The organism is Gordonia sp. Z-3, from assembly GCF_036233855.1.
GTDB classification, from domain to species: domain Bacteria; phylum Actinomycetota; class Actinomycetes; order Mycobacteriales; family Mycobacteriaceae; genus Gordonia; species Gordonia tangerina.
On sequence record NZ_JAZARS010000029.1, the window covers coordinates 17,006 to 33,054 of the forward strand.

General features: G+C 64.2%; 16 protein-coding genes. 8 read left to right on the top strand and 8 right to left on the bottom strand.

Annotation, left to right across the window (positions count from 1 at the left end; all coding sequences use genetic code 11):
* Positions 1–68: 68 nt before the first annotated feature.
* Together VX037_RS22735 and VX037_RS22740 are read right to left on the bottom strand one after the other, a co-directional pair.
* Complete coding sequence (locus VX037_RS22735; RefSeq protein ID WP_328715994.1) at positions 69–575, bottom strand: hypothetical protein; 507 nt, start codon at positions 573–575, stop codon at positions 69–71.
* Complete coding sequence (locus VX037_RS22740; RefSeq protein ID WP_328715996.1) at positions 572–1,015, bottom strand: hypothetical protein; 444 nt, start codon at positions 1,013–1,015, stop codon at positions 572–574. Before VX037_RS22740 ends, VX037_RS22735 begins: the two co-directional genes overlap by 4 nt.
* A gap of 281 nt (positions 1,016–1,296) precedes the next feature.
* Here VX037_RS22740 and VX037_RS22745 point away from each other — a divergent pair, with 281 nt between their 5' ends.
* A complete protein-coding gene (locus VX037_RS22745) occupies positions 1,297–2,181 on the top strand; it encodes an aldo/keto reductase (protein ID WP_328715998.1) in 885 nt (294 codons plus the stop codon).
* Between the two features lie 43 nt (positions 2,182–2,224).
* Positions 2,225–3,265, top strand: coding sequence for a zinc-binding dehydrogenase (locus VX037_RS22750; RefSeq protein WP_328716000.1), 1,041 nt, complete (start codon positions 2,225–2,227; stop codon positions 3,263–3,265).
* 80 nt (positions 3,266–3,345) lie between these two features.
* On the opposite strand, the gene VX037_RS22755 is transcribed toward VX037_RS22750, so the two are convergent.
* The 4 genes from VX037_RS22755 to VX037_RS22770 all read right to left on the bottom strand — a co-directional run bounded on the left by VX037_RS22755 (position 3,346) and on the right by VX037_RS22770 (position 7,102).
* On the bottom strand, positions 3,346–4,389 hold the full coding sequence (locus tag VX037_RS22755; protein ID WP_328716002.1) for a Na+/H+ antiporter NhaA: 1,044 nt from the start codon (positions 4,387–4,389) through the stop codon (positions 3,346–3,348).
* Positions 4,390–4,758: a DUF2255 family protein gene (locus VX037_RS22760; RefSeq protein WP_328716004.1), complete on the bottom strand. Its 369-nt coding sequence runs from the start codon at positions 4,756–4,758 to the stop codon at positions 4,390–4,392.
* Between the two features lie 48 nt (positions 4,759–4,806).
* Positions 4,807–5,664: an LLM class F420-dependent oxidoreductase gene (locus tag VX037_RS22765; protein ID WP_328716006.1), complete on the bottom strand. Its 858-nt coding sequence runs from the start codon at positions 5,662–5,664 to the stop codon at positions 4,807–4,809.
* Between the two features lie 418 nt (positions 5,665–6,082).
* Positions 6,083–7,102 (bottom strand): aldo/keto reductase, encoded by a 1,020-nt coding sequence (locus tag VX037_RS22770; protein ID WP_328716007.1) that lies wholly within the window; start codon positions 7,100–7,102, stop codon positions 6,083–6,085.
* Positions 7,103–7,376: 274 nt separating this feature from the next.
* Here VX037_RS22770 and VX037_RS22775 point away from each other — a divergent pair, with 274 nt between their 5' ends.
* The gene (locus VX037_RS22775) at positions 7,377–8,141 is read left to right on the top strand and encodes an IclR family transcriptional regulator (protein WP_328716009.1); all 765 of its coding nucleotides are present in this window, start codon (positions 7,377–7,379) and stop codon (positions 8,139–8,141) included.
* A 25-nt stretch (positions 8,142–8,166) separates the two neighbouring features.
* On the opposite strand, the gene VX037_RS22780 is transcribed toward VX037_RS22775, so the two are convergent.
* Entirely contained in the window at positions 8,167–9,210 is a 1,044-nt protein-coding gene (locus VX037_RS22780; protein WP_328716010.1) for an MBL fold metallo-hydrolase, read from the bottom strand.
* 177 nt (positions 9,211–9,387) lie between these two features.
* Between VX037_RS22780 and VX037_RS22785 the strand changes: the two genes are divergently transcribed.
* From VX037_RS22785 to VX037_RS22800, 4 genes are all read left to right on the top strand, one after another.
* Positions 9,388–10,797, top strand: coding sequence for an MmgE/PrpD family protein (locus VX037_RS22785; RefSeq protein ID WP_328716012.1), 1,410 nt, complete (start codon positions 9,388–9,390; stop codon positions 10,795–10,797).
* A 146-nt stretch (positions 10,798–10,943) separates the two neighbouring features.
* Positions 10,944–12,356 carry an aldehyde dehydrogenase family protein gene (locus VX037_RS22790; protein ID WP_328716013.1) on the top strand — a complete coding sequence of 471 codons (1,413 nt, stop codon included), beginning with the start codon at positions 10,944–10,946 and terminating at the stop codon, positions 12,354–12,356.
* Positions 12,357–12,403: 47 nt separating this feature from the next.
* Positions 12,404–13,591 (top strand): CaiB/BaiF CoA transferase family protein, encoded by a 1,188-nt coding sequence (locus VX037_RS22795; protein ID WP_328716014.1) that lies wholly within the window; start codon positions 12,404–12,406, stop codon positions 13,589–13,591.
* A 17-nt stretch (positions 13,592–13,608) separates the two neighbouring features.
* Complete coding sequence (locus VX037_RS22800; RefSeq protein ID WP_328716015.1) at positions 13,609–14,703, top strand: MFS transporter; 1,095 nt, start codon at positions 13,609–13,611, stop codon at positions 14,701–14,703.
* On the opposite strand, the gene VX037_RS22805 is transcribed toward VX037_RS22800, so the two are convergent.
* On the bottom strand, positions 14,687–15,022 hold the full coding sequence (locus VX037_RS22805) for a molybdopterin cofactor-binding domain-containing protein (protein WP_442903739.1): 336 nt from the start codon (positions 15,020–15,022) through the stop codon (positions 14,687–14,689). The two genes, VX037_RS22800 and VX037_RS22805, sit on opposite strands and share 17 nt — an antisense overlap.
* On the opposite strand from VX037_RS22805, the gene VX037_RS22810 reads away from it, so the two are divergent.
* The gene (locus tag VX037_RS22810; RefSeq protein WP_442903740.1) at positions 15,023–15,460 is read left to right on the top strand and encodes an aldehyde dehydrogenase family protein; all 438 of its coding nucleotides are present in this window, start codon (positions 15,023–15,025) and stop codon (positions 15,458–15,460) included.
* The last annotated feature ends 589 nt before the right edge of the window (positions 15,461–16,049 follow it).

Below are 16,049 nucleotides of genomic sequence, written 5' to 3' on the forward strand. Positions count from 1 at the left end.
TCACCACCCGTGATGCGCATTGTCCCGTCTGGCGCGAATAGGTGATTCCGGTCGGGAGACGTGCACGATCACGCAACTTCTCTCGACGCGGACTCCGATGGCGCGGGATTGTTCAGCAGCACACGCTGGGCCGCGCTCGCCATGTCGGTGAGTAGTCGGCGTGCGGATTCCCACCCCAAGGTGGCCGGGCGCCGACTCATCACCACCACCACGAAGCGCCCGTGCGGCCCGGTGATGCCCGCGGTGTGCAGCTGCATCCGTCCGGCGACACAACACATCCATCCTTGTTTGGCCGCAACGGCGTCCGTGAGACCGGGAGTGAGCAAACCGAAGTCCTGCCGGAATCCGTCGGCGGCGACCGGCGACGCGGCGGCAAGTGCGGAGATTAACGGGTCGCGGTCGCCAGCGGGCATATCCAGAATGTGCCGTAGCAGGGTGGCGACATCGACGGCCGTCGTGACGGTCTGGCCCCACCACGCTGGATTCGCAGGTGGCGTTGTGCCGACGAGCCCCAGGCGCGCGGAGACCCGCCCGACCGCGCCCATCCCGTCGAAGCGCGTCCACAACTCGTTCATCGCGACGTCGTCACTGTAGGTGAGCCCCGCGATATGAGTTGCAGGTCCCGTGCGCCGACCACGAGGCCGTTGTCCCTGCGTCGATCGACGATGTCGATCGCCACGAGAAGTTTCACCAAAGATGCCGACAACATGGGCGCCGACCCGGACGGGTTGAGGGCGAGATGGTCGGCGTCGCGATCGAGGATGGCGACCTCGACGTCGGCTGGGTCGTAGCCTGGCGTCGACTCGACTGCATCGAGCGCTGAATCCGAGGTCTGTGGTTGCGTCGAGGCCGCTGCGGAGCGTGACGGGCTCACCGTCTCGGGGGCCGGATCTGCGGCCGTGGATCCGTGGTGAGGCAGCACAGCAAGTAGCCCGACCATCATCACAACCATCAGACCTGCTGCGCCGCAGAGCCACTGACGTCGAGAAGGCTGGCTGACCACGGACCGAAGCATGTCGTCACCCTCGTGTTGGCACCGCCTGATGCGGTGGGTCGGTCGAAAGCTGCCCGAACGTCGGTGGTCGGTGCGCAGTATTGACTGCCACAGAACTCACAACGCGGCCGTTGCTCCGGCACGTTCCCATCCAGGGGGGTACGGACATTGCCCCCTTCCGTTGGGGTAAGACGTCCGTCACGCTCCGGCGCCGAAATGTTTTCGGACACGAAGCAGGTACTCCCGGTCCCTGTCATGACGCACACTCCCGCGTCGGACGAATAACTCATAAGTTGGTTGCCATGAGTGTTCCCACATTGACCTTGAACAACGGAGTCGAGATCCCCGCACTCGGATTCGGGGTGTTCCAGACGCCGCCGGATGACACCGCCAAAGCGGTTCGGACAGCGCTGGACGTCGGCTACCGCCACATCGACACGGCCGCCGCATACCTGAACGAGCGAGGCGTCGGCGACGCGATCGCGCAGTCGGGTGTCGACCGGTCCGACGTGTTCATCGAGACCAAGATCTGGATCACCGACTACGGGTACGACCAGACACTGCACGCGTTCGACAAGAGCGCAGGCAAGCTGGGTGTGGAGCAGATCGACCTGCTGATTCTCCACCAGGCCCTGCCCGGTGAATTCGAGCTGACCATCGACGCGTACCGCGCACTCGAGAAGCTCTACTCCGACGGTCGTGTCCGGGCGATCGGCGTCAGCAACTTCATGCCCGATCACCTGCCCCGGCTACTGGAAGCGACCTCCATCGTTCCGGCGATCAACCAGATCGAGGTGCACCCGTACTTCCAGCAGCGTGACGTTCTCGCCACCGACAACGAGCACGGTGTTCTGTCCCAGGCGTGGTCGCCGATCGGTGGGATCACCTTCTATCGTGACAGGTCGGCCGGATCCACTCTCGACGACCAGGTCATCGGCAAGGTCGCAGCTGCCCATGGCAAGACCGCGGCGCAGGTCATGCTGCGCTGGCACCTGCAGCAGGGGAGGCAGACGATTCCCAAGTCGGTGACACCGGCCAGGATCGCAGAGAACTTCGACATCTTCGACTTCGAGTTGACCGATGCCGAAATGGCGGAAATCGATGCACTCGACACCGGCGTGCGCGGCGGCCCCGAGCCGGAGGACATCACCCGCGAGAACTTCGGGCTGGACATCCCCGACGCCTGACGGCGACGAGAACCTTTTCGCCACAATCCAGGAGAGCACACTGATGCGAGCAACATATATGTACGGACCCGGCGACGTTCGAATCGAGACCGTAGCCGATCCGAAACTGCACGAGCCCACCGACGCGATCGTCCGAGTGGTACAGACCTGCGTGTGCGGGTCGGACCTTCATCCGTATCATTCGATGGACGCCAGCGCAGACGGGGTACCGATGGGTCATGAGTTCATCGGGATCGTCGAGGAGACCGGTTCGGATGTCTCGTCCGTGACCAAGGGGACGTTGGTCATCGGCACCTTCGCCTTCCAGGACAATACCTGCGTGTTCTGCCGCGAGGGCTTTCAGACCGCATGCGTCAACGGCGGCTGGTACGGCACGCCTGAAGTGCCTGGAGCGCAGGCCGAGTTGATTCGTGTGCCGCAGGCCGAGGGCAGTTTGGTCCCGGTTCCGGGCGTCTCGGAGAACAGCGACCTCATCCCAAGCCTGCTGACGTTGTCGGATGTCTATCTCACGGGGTATCACGGTGCCCACCTGGGCGGCGTCGAGAAGGGGAAGACCGTCACCGTCATCGGCGATGGCGCAGTGGGACTTTCCGCAGTGCTGGCCTCGCGAGAGCTCGGTGCCGAGCGCATCATCCTGATGGGGCGACACACCGATCGCATCGATCTCGGAAAAGAGTTCGGCGCCACCGACATCGTCGCCGAGCGTGGCGATGAGGGCGTGTCCAAGGTCATGGACCTGACAAAGGGCGAGGGAAGCCACGTGGTCATCGAGGCCGTCGGTCACATGCCGGCTTACGAGCAGGCGTACGGGGTCATTCGACCCGGTGGCATCATCTCGCGAGTCGGTGTCCCGCAATACGAGGACGCACCAGTCGGTTTCGGTTCCATCTTCGGCAAGAACGCGGCTGTCACCGGCGGGCCCGCCCCGGTCCGGGCATACATCGAGGATGCCATCCCACGCGTGCTGAACGGCGAGATCAACCCCGGACGGGTGTTCGACGATCGTGTGGATCTCGCTGATGTCGAGCAGGGCTACGAGAAAATGAACTCGCGAAAGTCTTTGAAGGTGTTGGTGACTCCCTAGCGGGACGGCGACGCACGAGACAATGGTGTGTGCGGGCGGTCGGATTCGACCGTCCGCACACGCGGTTCTGCGCAGCTATCTCACAGTTGCGGCGGACGATCGGCGATCGGACATGCGTCGAGCGGACCCCGCCTGGGAGGGAGGCACTGCCAGTACTCGGAAGAACAGAGACTCCTGCAGCGGTGCATCCCTGCGTTGGCGAGGGCGAACAACGGAACCACTATGTAGTTGACATAGCGGGGTAGGGCAGCGGACAGCCGCTGGTTGAGTGGGATCGCGTATACGAGTGAGTCACGAACTGCCAGAGCGGTTCCCGGTGTGGGAGCTTGTCGGAAGAGGTGGAAGATCTCGGTGGCGTTCTCGAGGTCATGTCGCCTCAGCGAACGAACCGGCATGAGCAGCGCGATGAGTACTCCGGCGAGAGTCGCGTGCACCCCGGATTCGTAGACCGCGTACCAGGTGAGGACGCCGAGGAAGGCATACGGTGGCAGCCGCCAGACTCCGAGTCGCTGCAGCAGCCAGATCCCGGCGAGACAGACGGCCGCCCACAGCAGGGCCACCACGTCGAGTTCGTCCGTATAGACGAGGCCGATCACCGTCAGCGCTCCGATATCGTCGATGACCGCCAGCGCAAGGACGAACAAGCGCAACCGCGGTGCGTTGCGCGGACCGATCAACGCGAGCGCCCCGAGGGCGAACGCGGTATCGGTGGAGATCACCACGCCCCACGCGTCTGCCGCCTCGGTGCGACCGGCGATCACGAGGTACGTGACCGCAGGCACCACCAATCCGCCCAGTGCAGCCGCCACGGGCAGCACCGCGCGGCCGGGCAGCCTCAGGTCGCCGAGCGAGAACTCACGACGGACATCGAGACCGACCATGAAGAAGAACAGGGCCATCAGGCCTTCGTCAACCCATTCGTGCAGAGTCAGGTCGATCGATGAGCCACCGACCGTGATGGCCGCCGACGTGTGCCAGAAGGCGTCGTACCCGGTCCCGACATTCGCCCAGATCAGAGCGGCGATCGTGGCTGCCAGCAGGGCGATCGCGGCATAGGTCTCGTTGTTGAACAGGCGGTTCCGGCGCCGTCGGCGCCTGAGCGCGTCATCGACGGTGATCGACATTCAGTTCGCGGGATCCACCCGCAATGTCGTCGCGGTGGCCGTGGCGCTGGTAATCGCCTGTACCGCAGAGCCGGTTCCGTACTTGGCACGATAGGCCGCGTCGATCGCGTCGTCGTGCTCGTTGTCGCGTGTGAACGTGACGTCCGCGCGGACACCGCCGGCGTCGATCACGCCGGTACCCGTACGCTGCACGCCCTTGTACCACGCCCCTGAGTCACCACGGACGGATCGCAGGTAGAGGTTGTCGTCGACCACCACATGCCAGACGATCACCGACTTGCGCAGGGTCCCGTCCGGACGATGCGCGGCGATGTGTAGTTCTCCGTCGTTGTCGATGGCGTCGAGATCGCCGGGGTTCCACTTCGACATGTCTCTGGCTCCTTCCAGTTGTTAGATGTGCGCGGTCTGTGCCGATTGTCAGTCCAGTCGAGGCATCGCGGCGGCGAAGAGATCGATGACCCGGCCGGGTTCGGTGATACCGGTCGCGTAGATGTATGCGGAGGTGAAGCCCAGGGCGGCCATCTCGTTGGCGGTGCTGACGATGTCGTCCACGGTGCTGCTCGGATCGATGCTGAAGATGGTGGTCTTGTCGATCTCGTCGTAGTCGCGACCGACGCTCTCGCAATGGCCGCGGAGGACGTCGAGCTTGTGGGCGGCCTCCGCGCCGCCGAAGATGTTGCAGGCGTCGGCGTACTGCGCCACAAGGCGAAGGGTCTTCTTCTCGCCTGAGCCGCCGATCATCAGGTACGGGCGGGGCGTACTGAGCGCCTGCGGTGAGTTGAGCGTGCGGGTCAACTGATAGTGCTTGCCTTCGAACGGTTCCTCCGAGCCGGACCACATCTGCTGACAGATCTGCACGGTCTCCTCGAGGCGTTCGAATCGCTCGGCGGTGGGCGGGAAGTCGAACCCGAGACCTTCGGACTCCTCGTCGTTCCAGGCTGCGCCGATACCGAGCCCGACCCTGCCGCCGGACAACACATTCAACGTTGTCACCGCCTTCGCCAACAGCGCCGGTTCGCGGTAGGTGACGCCGGTGACGAGGGTGTGCAGCAACGAATGCTCGGTGTGTGCTGCGATGAAACCGAGGGCGGAGTACGCCTCGAGCATCTCGTTCTCGGCGGGCCCGACGCCTCGGATCTGCCAGAAGTGGTCCATGACGCTGATGCGGCGTACGCCGATGCCCTCGGCATCACGCACGTGTTTGATCAATGCCGGAGCGAGCTCCGTGGCCCCGCCGGTCCAGGTGAAGTCGGCGATGTGCAGTGCTAGTTCCATCGGTTGCTCCTCGAGAATCGGAAATGAATTCGGGACGGCCGCCCCGTCGGGATACGTCGGATGTAAGCGACACGATGATTCGAGTGCCGCCTACGAAAAGTCCGTCGTGAAATCGTCACTGTTCTGTTGACGGTACGGGCTGAGCCCTGTGCGAGGGAGGGATTGGCAGTACCCGGAAGGACGAGTACCGCCGAGAGGAGGCCACATAGGAGGATGTGGCGATCATAGGCGACACACGATAGGGCACACCGAGTCTGGAATCGGTCGGCTCACGTTGGGCTGCATGAGCTTCGGGTGACCGCCGCGCGTGGCCAGGTTTCCATCGACGACCATGAAATCGGTCGAAGACCAGGAAATCGGTCCACGCCCCGCGCCCCACGTGAACGCCGCGGAATCGGATTCTGAACGGGCCGTTGTGTCAGCGGCGCCGCCGGGCGGTCGGGGTGAGCTCGTGGGCGCCATAGCTGTTGTCTTCGTGGTTGATGGTCACGCCCGGTCCAACGAGGTCGTCGATCTGATCGAGCAACTCCGTCGAGAGCGTGATGTCGGCGGCGGGCAAGTAGGCCTCGAGCTGCTCCATGGTGCGCGGCCCGACGATCGCGGCGGTCACGCCCGGATGATTGATCACGAAGGCGATCGCCATGTCGATCAAGGTCATGCCGTTCTTCTCCGCGAGCAGCGCGAGATCCTCGACGATGTCGAGTTTGCGCTGGTTGTCGGCAGTGGACATGTCAAATCGTGCGCTCGGTCGTGCGCTGGACGTCGGGGCCGAGGCGGCGTCCTTGCGCCACCGCCCGGACAGCCAACCACCGTCGAGCGGGCTGTAGGTGAGGGTGCCCATCCCGTGACGCAGGACCGCGGGCAGGACGTCCTCTTCGATTCCGCGGACGAGAATCGAATAGGGAGGCTGTTCAGTGACGAAGCGCGCGAAGCGATTCTCCTTGGCCGCCCACTGAGCCTCCACGATCTGCGAGCCGGAGTACGACGACGAACCGATGTAGCGGACCTTGCCCTGCTGAACGAGGTCCGTGAGAGCACCGAGAGTCTCTTCGATGTCGACGTGAGGATCGGGTCGGTGCACCTGGTAGAGGTCGATGTGATCGGTGTTCAGCCGGCGCAGCGAGTCCTCCACCGCTCGCATGATCCAGCGGCGCGAACTGCCGCCCTGGTTGGGATCGTCACCCATCGGCATGAAGAACTTCGTCGCCAGGAACACATCGTCACGCCGGCCGTGCAGCGCCTCGCCGACGACTTCTTCGGATACGCCCGCAGAGTAGATGTCCGCGGTGTCGACGAAGTTGATCCCGGCGTCGAGTGCTGCATGGATGATCCGGATCGAATCCTGCTTGTCGTCGTTGCCCCATGGGCCGAACATCATGGCCCCGAGGCAGAGCGGACTGACCTTGACGCCGGTGCGGCCGAGCTGACGGTAGTGCATGTGTGACCCTCTCTCGTCGAATGGCTACTTTCCGACGTTAGGCTCGTCGGCGCATCTCAGGGAGGGGCTGGCAGTACCGGGAAGAGTCGCCCAGGAAGAGTCGCCCACTGTTGCACGCGTTGCCATTGACGGGTGTCGGTGAGCGTGAGTAACGTACGTGTTCGTATATAAGATCGAAATAGCGCATATGTGATCCAGCGGAGTCGCGGCGCGCCGGCCCGTCGACGTGACGGTCCACCGGGTACGGCAGGGGACGGGTGTTTAAATGAGTGTCGTGACTGAATCCGAGCCGGCGGGCCGGGCGCCCCAAAACCACCGGACCATCGATCGTGTCACCAAGATCCTCGAAGAAGTGGTCTACAACCCCGGCATGACCTTCGCGGAACTCGCGCGCGAGCTGGACGCGCCGAAGAGTTCGGTGCACGGCTTCATTCGCGGGCTTCTTGCCGCAGGATGGCTGTACGAGGACAACCATCGGTTCTATCTCGGCCCGGCCGTGTACGGATTGACCCTCGCCAGCGGGCATATCCGCGCCGGACTGGTCACCGACTCCGATCTGGCCGAGTTGCACGAGGCCACGGGCGTCACCGTGTTTCTCGGGGTGCAGGCCGGTGATGACCTCATCTATGTCGCAGAGGCCGGATCGGACACCTTGAGTGGCTATGCGGCACGGTCGAACATCCGCCGGACGATGCTGGAGACCGCCGGTGGCAAGGCGCTGCTCGCCGCATTGCCTCAGTCGCAACGCAATGCCTATCTCCGTCGTCGTCGCAACACCGACGCCCAACTGATCGAGCAGTTCTTGTCGGAGTACGACTCGATCATCGAGACACGCATCGCGCGGAACAAGGTGCGTGGTGGTGTGCGCTCGGGCATCGCCACCACCGTGCAGAACCAAGGCGGCGAAGTGGTCGCCGAAGTCACGTTGGTCGGCCCGACTTCCGACATCGAACCGCGAGACAAAGAGCTTTCGAAGATCTTGCTCGAGCACGTCGATGCGTGGCGACAGCGCACCCGACGGCCGCGCGAATCCGTCTGAGTCAGAGAGCGTCCACGCGTCTGAATCAGACGTTGATCCAACGCTGAGGGGTGCCGGGCTTGTGCACGATCCGGCCCCGCTCGGCGAGGTGATGAAGGTGCGCGTGAGTCTCGCCGATCGCTTGGCGCTGGCCCCGCGAATCCAAGGCGGCGAAAGGTCGAGTCCAACTGACGGTGGTGGCGACCTCCCACGTGGTGCTCGCTCCGGCCGCCACCGCCCGCTCCATCTCGTTCAGGCGTTTCGAGTGGTGTCTGCGCAGGTCGACGATCCGCTGATCGCCCTGGTCGAATGCCCACTCGTGTCCGGGGAGGATCATCGGCGACGATCCGACTCGGCCGATGCGATCGAGTGACCCGACGAAGTCCGAGAGTGGATCCTCGGACGAGCGTGGGCGTTTCGAGACATTGGGGGTCACCCGCGGGAGAAAATGGTCCCCGGTGAGCAAAAGGTTGCGATGCCGGTCGAACACACACATGCTGCCCGCGGTGTGCCCGGGCGTGTGAATGGCGCGTAGCGTGCTATCGCTGCCGGGGATGGGCATATCGTCGACGAGATCGACGTCGGGCTCGACATCGACCATGGTCGCTGCGATCTCGGCGGCTTCGTCGGACAGGTCGTCGAGATACGTCTGGGGAACGCCACACTCGGCCAGCCATATCCCCAACTCGGCAACCCGCGCGGTGCGCTCCTCGGCGGTTGCAGCGATCAGATCGCGTTCCAGGGGATGCATCGCGATCCACGCGCCTGAGGTCTCCCGAATGCGTGGCGCTAGTCCGTAGTGATCCGGGTGGGCGTGGGTGACGACAACCCCGACGATGTCGGACAGCGTGGCGCCTGCGCGGGACAAGCCCGCCTGGAAGGCACTCCATCCGGCATCACTGTCCCATCCGAGGTCGACGACGACGATCCCATCCGGTACCCGAATCGAGTACGAGCACGAGTACGACAACGCGCTGGGGAACGGTAGAAGCGTTGACCAGACACCTGGGGCGACCGCGCTTGCCACCAGTCGATCCCAGCCTCTGCCGTACTTCACGGCTCGGTCGTCGCGCGATTGCGTCGCAGTCAACGGTTTCTCCTCCGGGCTGTACCTTGCGTCGCCATGGTGTTCTGCGTCACCATGGTCACGTTCGGAATTACGAACTGCTGTTCACATTCAGAACCCTAGGTAGTCCTGGAATCTCCGTCAAGGAGTCCCTCGAAATGGAGAAAGCCCTTGTCAGTACAGACAACCCCAGAAGTCGAGATGACGGCAACGCCGGTCGATCTGGCATCCGACCTGGCGGCATTCGCCGCAGACATCGACGTGACCACCCTCAACGATGAGGTCATCGCCGCCGTGCGGACCAACATCAAGGACACCTTGGCCTGCGCGTTCGCGGGGTCGAGCGCTCCGGCCGTCGACGTGGTACGTGACCTCGTGCGCGAGTGGGGTGGTGCACCGCAGGCCGACGTATGGGTGTTCGGCGGGAAGGTGCCTGCGCATCACGCGGCATGGCTCAACAGCGCCATGGCGCACGCACGGGACTACGACGACACCCACGACGCAGCGATCCTGCACGCGGGTATCTCGTGTGTCCCGGCCGCCTTTGCCGCGGCCCAATTGAATGAAACCTGCTCGGGCGACGATCTCGTCGCCGCGGTCACCGCCGGCCTCGAGGTGATGTGCCGTCTCGGCACGGCGATCCAGGTGGACATTGTGGAGAGTGGCTACATCTATTCGTCGTTGCTGGGCTACTTCGGTGCGACCGCTGCTGCGGGCAGGGCCCTCGGGCTCGATCAACAGCAGATGCACAACGCCTTCGGCATCGTGTACAGCTCGGTCGCCGGCAATCACCAGGTGACCAGGGATGCGTCACTCATGAAACGGCTGCAGCCGGGGCTCGCCGCACAGGCCGGCGTGGTGGCCGCTGAGCTGGCGAAGCGGGGCATCCGCGGAGCTCAGAACGTCTTCGAGGGAGCGGACGGCTTCTTCCGCGTGTACCTGCGCGATCGGGTCGACGTCTCGGTTGCCCGCGACCGGCTCGGTGAACGCTTCGAACTGCTCAACCTGAGCTACAAGCCCTACCCGTGCTGTCGGGACACTCATGCGGCGGTGGACGCGGTCCTGCTGGCCCGCGCCGAGGCGGGACGCCCCGCCGACGACATCGAGCGCATCCGGGTCGGGGTCACCGGCCCTGGCTATCAGATGGTGTGCGTGCCGGAAGAGGTGCGTCTGGCTCCGAAGACGATCGTCGAGGCGCAGTTCAGCATTCCCTACACCGTGGCGTCCGCCTGGGTCGACGGCGAACTGGGGATGACGCACTTCACCGACGAGGGACTTGGACGCGCCGACATCCTCGCCCTCGCCAAGCGGGTCAGTCCGTACGTCGACGAAGAGATCCATCGCCAATGGCACCGTTTCGTCACGCCCGCCCGGGTCATCGTCGAGTTCACGGACGGAACCAGCGTCGAGAAGCGTGTCGACTACCCGAAGGGCCATCCGCAGAACCCGATGGGCGCCGACGAGTTCCGGCAGAAGGCCAAGGTCTGCGCTGCAGTGAGCGCCGAGCCGTTGCGTGAGGACGCACCGGTTCGACTGGGTGTCACCGTCGATGCGCTGAGCACCGGTGGTGACATCGGCGACGTTCTGCAGGTATTACGGCCGGCCCGGTGATCACCACGATGTGAACACCGTTTCCCTGCGGCGTTGACAGTGATGCGCACCACCCCTAGTATATGTAAATACGTACACAAGTTCGTAATAACGAACTCCCGAAGGCGGGTCGGCATCGCCGATCAGCAGAGCAGTCGGAGGTCCCCGTGATTGAACGCAAAGAGATCCTGATCGATGGCAAGTGGGTTTCGTCCACATCGGATCGCACGCTCGCCGTGGAGAACCCGGTCACCGAGGAGGTCTTCGCGACGATCCCGAAAGGCACGGCCGAAGACGTCGACATGGCCACCGATGCGGCGGTTCGTGCATTCGGCACCTGGTCGACGTCCACGCTGGACGAGCGTGCCGAGGTGCTGAAGGCGATTGCCGATGCGCTGGAGGCACGCGCCGACGAGGTGACCCGCACGATCGTCACCGAGATCGGCGAGCCGATGTCGCTGGCGACCAAGCACCAGACGGTGTCCAGCATCAACCACCTGCGCAACACCGCGGATGCGCTGAAGGACATCGACTGGGACGAACAGGTTGGATCGACGCTGGTCCATCGGGCACCAGTCGGTGTCGTCGGGGCGATCACCCCGTGGAACGTTCCGATGCTGATGATCGCGATGAAGGTCGGCGCCGCGATCGCCGCAGGCTGCTCGGTGGTGCTGAAGGGCACCGAGGTGGCTCCCTTCAGCTCCTTCCTCTTTGCCGAGGCAACCCTCGACTCCGGCCTTCCCGCAGGCGTTTTCAACCTCGTTTCCGGTACCGGGCCTGAGGTCGGTGAGGCGATTGCCGGCCATCCGCACATCGACATGGTGTCGCTGACCGGGTCCGTGCGGGCCGGTAGCCGGGTGATGGAAGTCGCCTCTCGCTCGGTCAAGCGCGTCGCGCTCGAACTCGGCGGCAAGTCGGCAAACGTCGTGCTCGACGGTGCCGACCTCACCAGGGCCGTGACCGCCGGTGTGGAGGACTGCTACCGCAACAGCGGTCAGGTGTGCGGCGGGCTGACCCGCCTGTTGGTGCACCGGTCCCAGGTGGCCGAAGCCGAGGAGATCGCTGCGGCGCGCGCCGCCCAGTACGTGCTCGGCGATCCGTTCGCCGCGGACACCACCCTGGGGCCGGTGGTGACCCGCTCACAGCGTGATCGCGTCCGTTCGCTCATCGAGTCCGGAATCGAACAGGGCGCCAAGCTGGTCGCCGGTGGCTCGGAGCAGCCCGAGGGCATCGACCGCGGGTACTTCATCAAGCCCACGGTGTTCACCGGGACCCCGGACATCCGGATCGCGCGTGAAGAGATCTTCGGACCCGTCGTCACCATTCTCCCGTACGACACCGAGGAGGAGGCGATCGCGATCGCCAACGACAGCGACTACGGACTGGCGGGTGCGGTGTGGGCCGATTCGGACGAGCGTGCTCGCGCCGTCGCACTCCGCTTGCGGACCGGGCGCATCCGGATCAATGGATCGGCCGTCAACCCCCGCGCACCCCACGGAGGCTTCAAACTCTCCGGCATCGGACGTGAGAACGGCCGGTACGGGATCGAGGACTTCCTCGAGTACCAGTCCATCGGCTGATACGACCAGCTGACCAACCTATTTCGACACCACTGAGGAGATATGCGATGACCGCGCTCGAGGGCGTCAAGGTGATCTGCGTCGGGCAGTTCTACTTTGCACCATATGCCACCATGCTGATGGCGCGTCTCGGCGCGGACGTCATCAAGGTCGAGGCCCCGGAAGGCGATCCCTACCGTCGGCTACCGACCGCCGATGAGCACGGGGTTTCGGTGCAGTTCCAGTTCATGAACTCCGGCAAGAGGGTCATCAAGCTCGACCTGAAGAAGCCTGAGGGACAGCAGATTCTGCGCGATCTGGCCGGTCAGGCGGACGTGCTGGTCCAGAATCTCTCCCCAGGTGCGATGGACCGGTTCGGACTGGGGTACGACCAACTGAGCCAGATCAACCCACGCTTGATCATGGCGTCGGGGACCGGTTTCGGGTCGTACGGTCCCTACTCCGGAGAGCCGGCCATGGACCTCACCATCCAGGCGCGCAGTGCGGTGATGAGCACCACGGGCTTCGACGACGGGGCGCCGGTTCGCACCGGGCCGTCGGTAGTCGACTTCATGGCCGGAACCCATCTCGTGGCCGGTGTCCTGGCAGCCCTGTATCAGCGGGAGAGCACAGGGCGCGGCCAGCATGTCGAGGTGGCGTTGCAGGACGCGATCATCCCATCGCTGACCTCCAACATCGCGGGCCACCTGACGAGCAACGGCTCGATGCCGGAGCGCACGGGCAATCGTCATGGTGGACTTGCCGTCACGCCGTACAACGCCTTCGAATCCAGCGATGGCTGGATCACCATCCTGTGTCCGACCGATGCGCACTGGCGCCGTCTGGTCGACATCATGAAAGACCCGGAGGCGGGGGACGAGAAGCTGGCAACGATGGCGGGGCGGTGCGCGAACGTCGACCTTGTCGACTCGATCATCGGCCGGTGGACCGCGACCCAGTCGAAGGACCTGATCGCCAAGGTTCTCAAGGTAGCCAACATCCCGTGCGCGCCGGTGGTCACCCTTCCCGAACTCATCGACGATCCGCATGTCCGTGCGCGGCGGATGTTGCACGAGGCCAACGACGACATGGGCAGCTACACGACCCTGGGAAGCCCACTCGTCCTGTCGGATTCGCCGACCGTCGAGCCTTCCCGAGCGGGAGCCCTCGGTGAGGATACCGACGCCGTCCTGTCCGAGATCCTCGGCCTTTCCGAGGTCGACATCACCCGTCTGCGTGAAGCAGACGTCATCTGATCCCAAGGAGTTCCCGTATGAGCAGCGATATCGTGGACGACCGGCGCGGCCCGGGCGTCCAGCAGACTGCGCCGGCAGTAAACCCGGACGGCGGATCGGATGGACCCACGACCCGTCGGGTCGTAGCGGCCGGAATGATCGGCACCGTCATCGAGTACTTCGATTTCCTCGTATACGCCACCGTGTCCGGGCTGGTGTTCGGGAATCTGTTCTTCCCGGGCGACAACGCATTCGTCGGCACCATGCTGGTGTGGGCGACATTCGCCGTCGGATCTCTGGTACGGCCACTCGGCGGCATCATCTTCGGTCACATCGGTGACCGGATCGGCCGCAGCCGTGTGCTTTTCGTGACACTGACCATGATGGGCATCGCCACGCTCCTCATCGGACTCATGCCCACCTACGATCAGATCGGAATCGCGGCCCCGATCATCCTCATCCTGCTGCGCGTCGTACAGGGCCTCGGGGTGGGCGGCGAGTACGGCGGCGCCACCCTGATGGTGATCGAGCACAACCACAACACCGGCAAACGCGGACTGTTCGGCGCCCTGACAAGCGCGAGCTCGTCGCTCGGCTTCCTTCTTGCCTCGGGCCTGATGGCGATCCTGACCGCGGTGACCAGCGACGCCCAGTTCGAGGGTTGGGCATGGCGAATCCCATTCCTGCTCAGTGCACTATTGCTCGTGGTCGGTTTCTACATCCGCTACCGCATCGGGGAGACGCCGATGATGAAGGAGGCGATGGAGAAGAACGAGACCGTCAAGACCCCTCTCGTCGAGCTCCTGCGCAAGCACAGCCGCGCACTGGTGATCGCGGTCGCCGCTCCGTTCGGTCTCTTCGCCGCGTACTACGTGATCCTGGTCTTCAGCATCCCGTTCGCGGTCGACAACGGCGACGCGAATCAGTCCCTGTTGCTCGCGATGTCGACGATCGCCCAGGTGATCTACATGTGCGCCGTGGTGTACGGCGGATACCTGTCGGATAGATTGGGCCGTCGAATCCCGATCATGATCGGTGCAGTGGGGCTGGGAATCTGGAGCTTCGCGTTCTTCCCGCTGCTGCTGTCGGGTTCATCGATCTCCGTACTCGCCGGCTTCAGACAGAACTGCTGAGACGCAGCGCCATCCCCGCTCCGCCAACCATGCCGCCGATGGCCTGACTGTGCGCTAGCAGCGGATTGATGACCCGTCCGACGTCGTAGACGCCGTGCATACGCCGGACGCGAACCGTGCCCAGCTGTTCGTCGACGCCGACCTCGGCGAACACGGCGCCGTAGGCACTCATCGAATACCGCTCGCTGTTCGCCCTGTCGGGCTCCCAACGTTCCTCGGCCTCGAGCGGACCCCAGTTCCGTCGACGAAGCAGATCCTGATAGGTTTCGCCGCGGCCGGCGTCGGCGAGAGCCTGCATGCGGCCGTCGACCACCGTCACCTGCCAAAGGTCTGGCCGAACTGGTGTTCACCGGAGTGCCGGGCGCAATCGCCAACGCGGTGTTCAACGCCACGGGCCGACGGATCACCGACCTTCCGATCACGATCGACAAGGTGCTGGGCCAGGAGCAACAACAATCATCGAACTGCGCGCGAGGAGATTTTCGGCCCTGTCTCGTCGATCATCCCGTTCACAACCGAGGAGGAAGCGATCGCCATCGCCAACGATTCGGAATACGGACTTGCCGCTGCCATTTGGGCTGCTGATCCCGACCATGCCCGCGCGGTTGCCAAGCGCGTTCGCGCCGGACGCATCCGAATCAACGGCTCGCCGATCAATCCGCGCACCCCGCACGGTGGGTTCAAGCTGTCCGGCATCGGGCGCGAGTTCGGTCGGTTCGGCGTGGAGGACTTCACCGAGTACCAGTCGATCGGTTGATTGGCTGTGTCTTGCTGCCCGACCAACGGCGTTCGCGTAGCCGAGGACCGCACCCTGAACGTCCCCGGGTTCGGTACACGTTCGGTACACACCTCGTTGTGAGGAGGTGGCATCGTCCCGAAGTTCGACGAGGCGACCCGGGCGACGGCTGTGCGGTTGGTGGTCGAGCATAGTGATGAGTACCCGAGTGAGTGCGCCGCGGTCACTGTGCCGGGAAAGTGGCGACAATCACTTTTCGCGCGGGAAGGCGACCTGCACCAGTCGAACGAGAACGGCGGGTGGCCATCGCCTGACTCCCACTCAACTCCAGGCGCTAACCTTGACCGCCTTGGGCTGATGATTGCTCGGAGTCTGGCGGATGCCGAGATGGTCGCTCCGCAACGATTGCTCGGACAGGGGCTTTTCTCGAGTCCGACGGCATGGTGACTCGCAATCAGGATCCGACAGATGCGCGAGTGTCGCTTTGGTAGTTACCCTTCCTGCCGTTCGCTAATTATGACAGCCTAGCTGTCTAGCCTCGATCTTTCGTGAGGTGGCGGTCCCTTGTCGAGTGGCCCGGACTGGTGGTCTGAGGACCAGATGTCCGGGT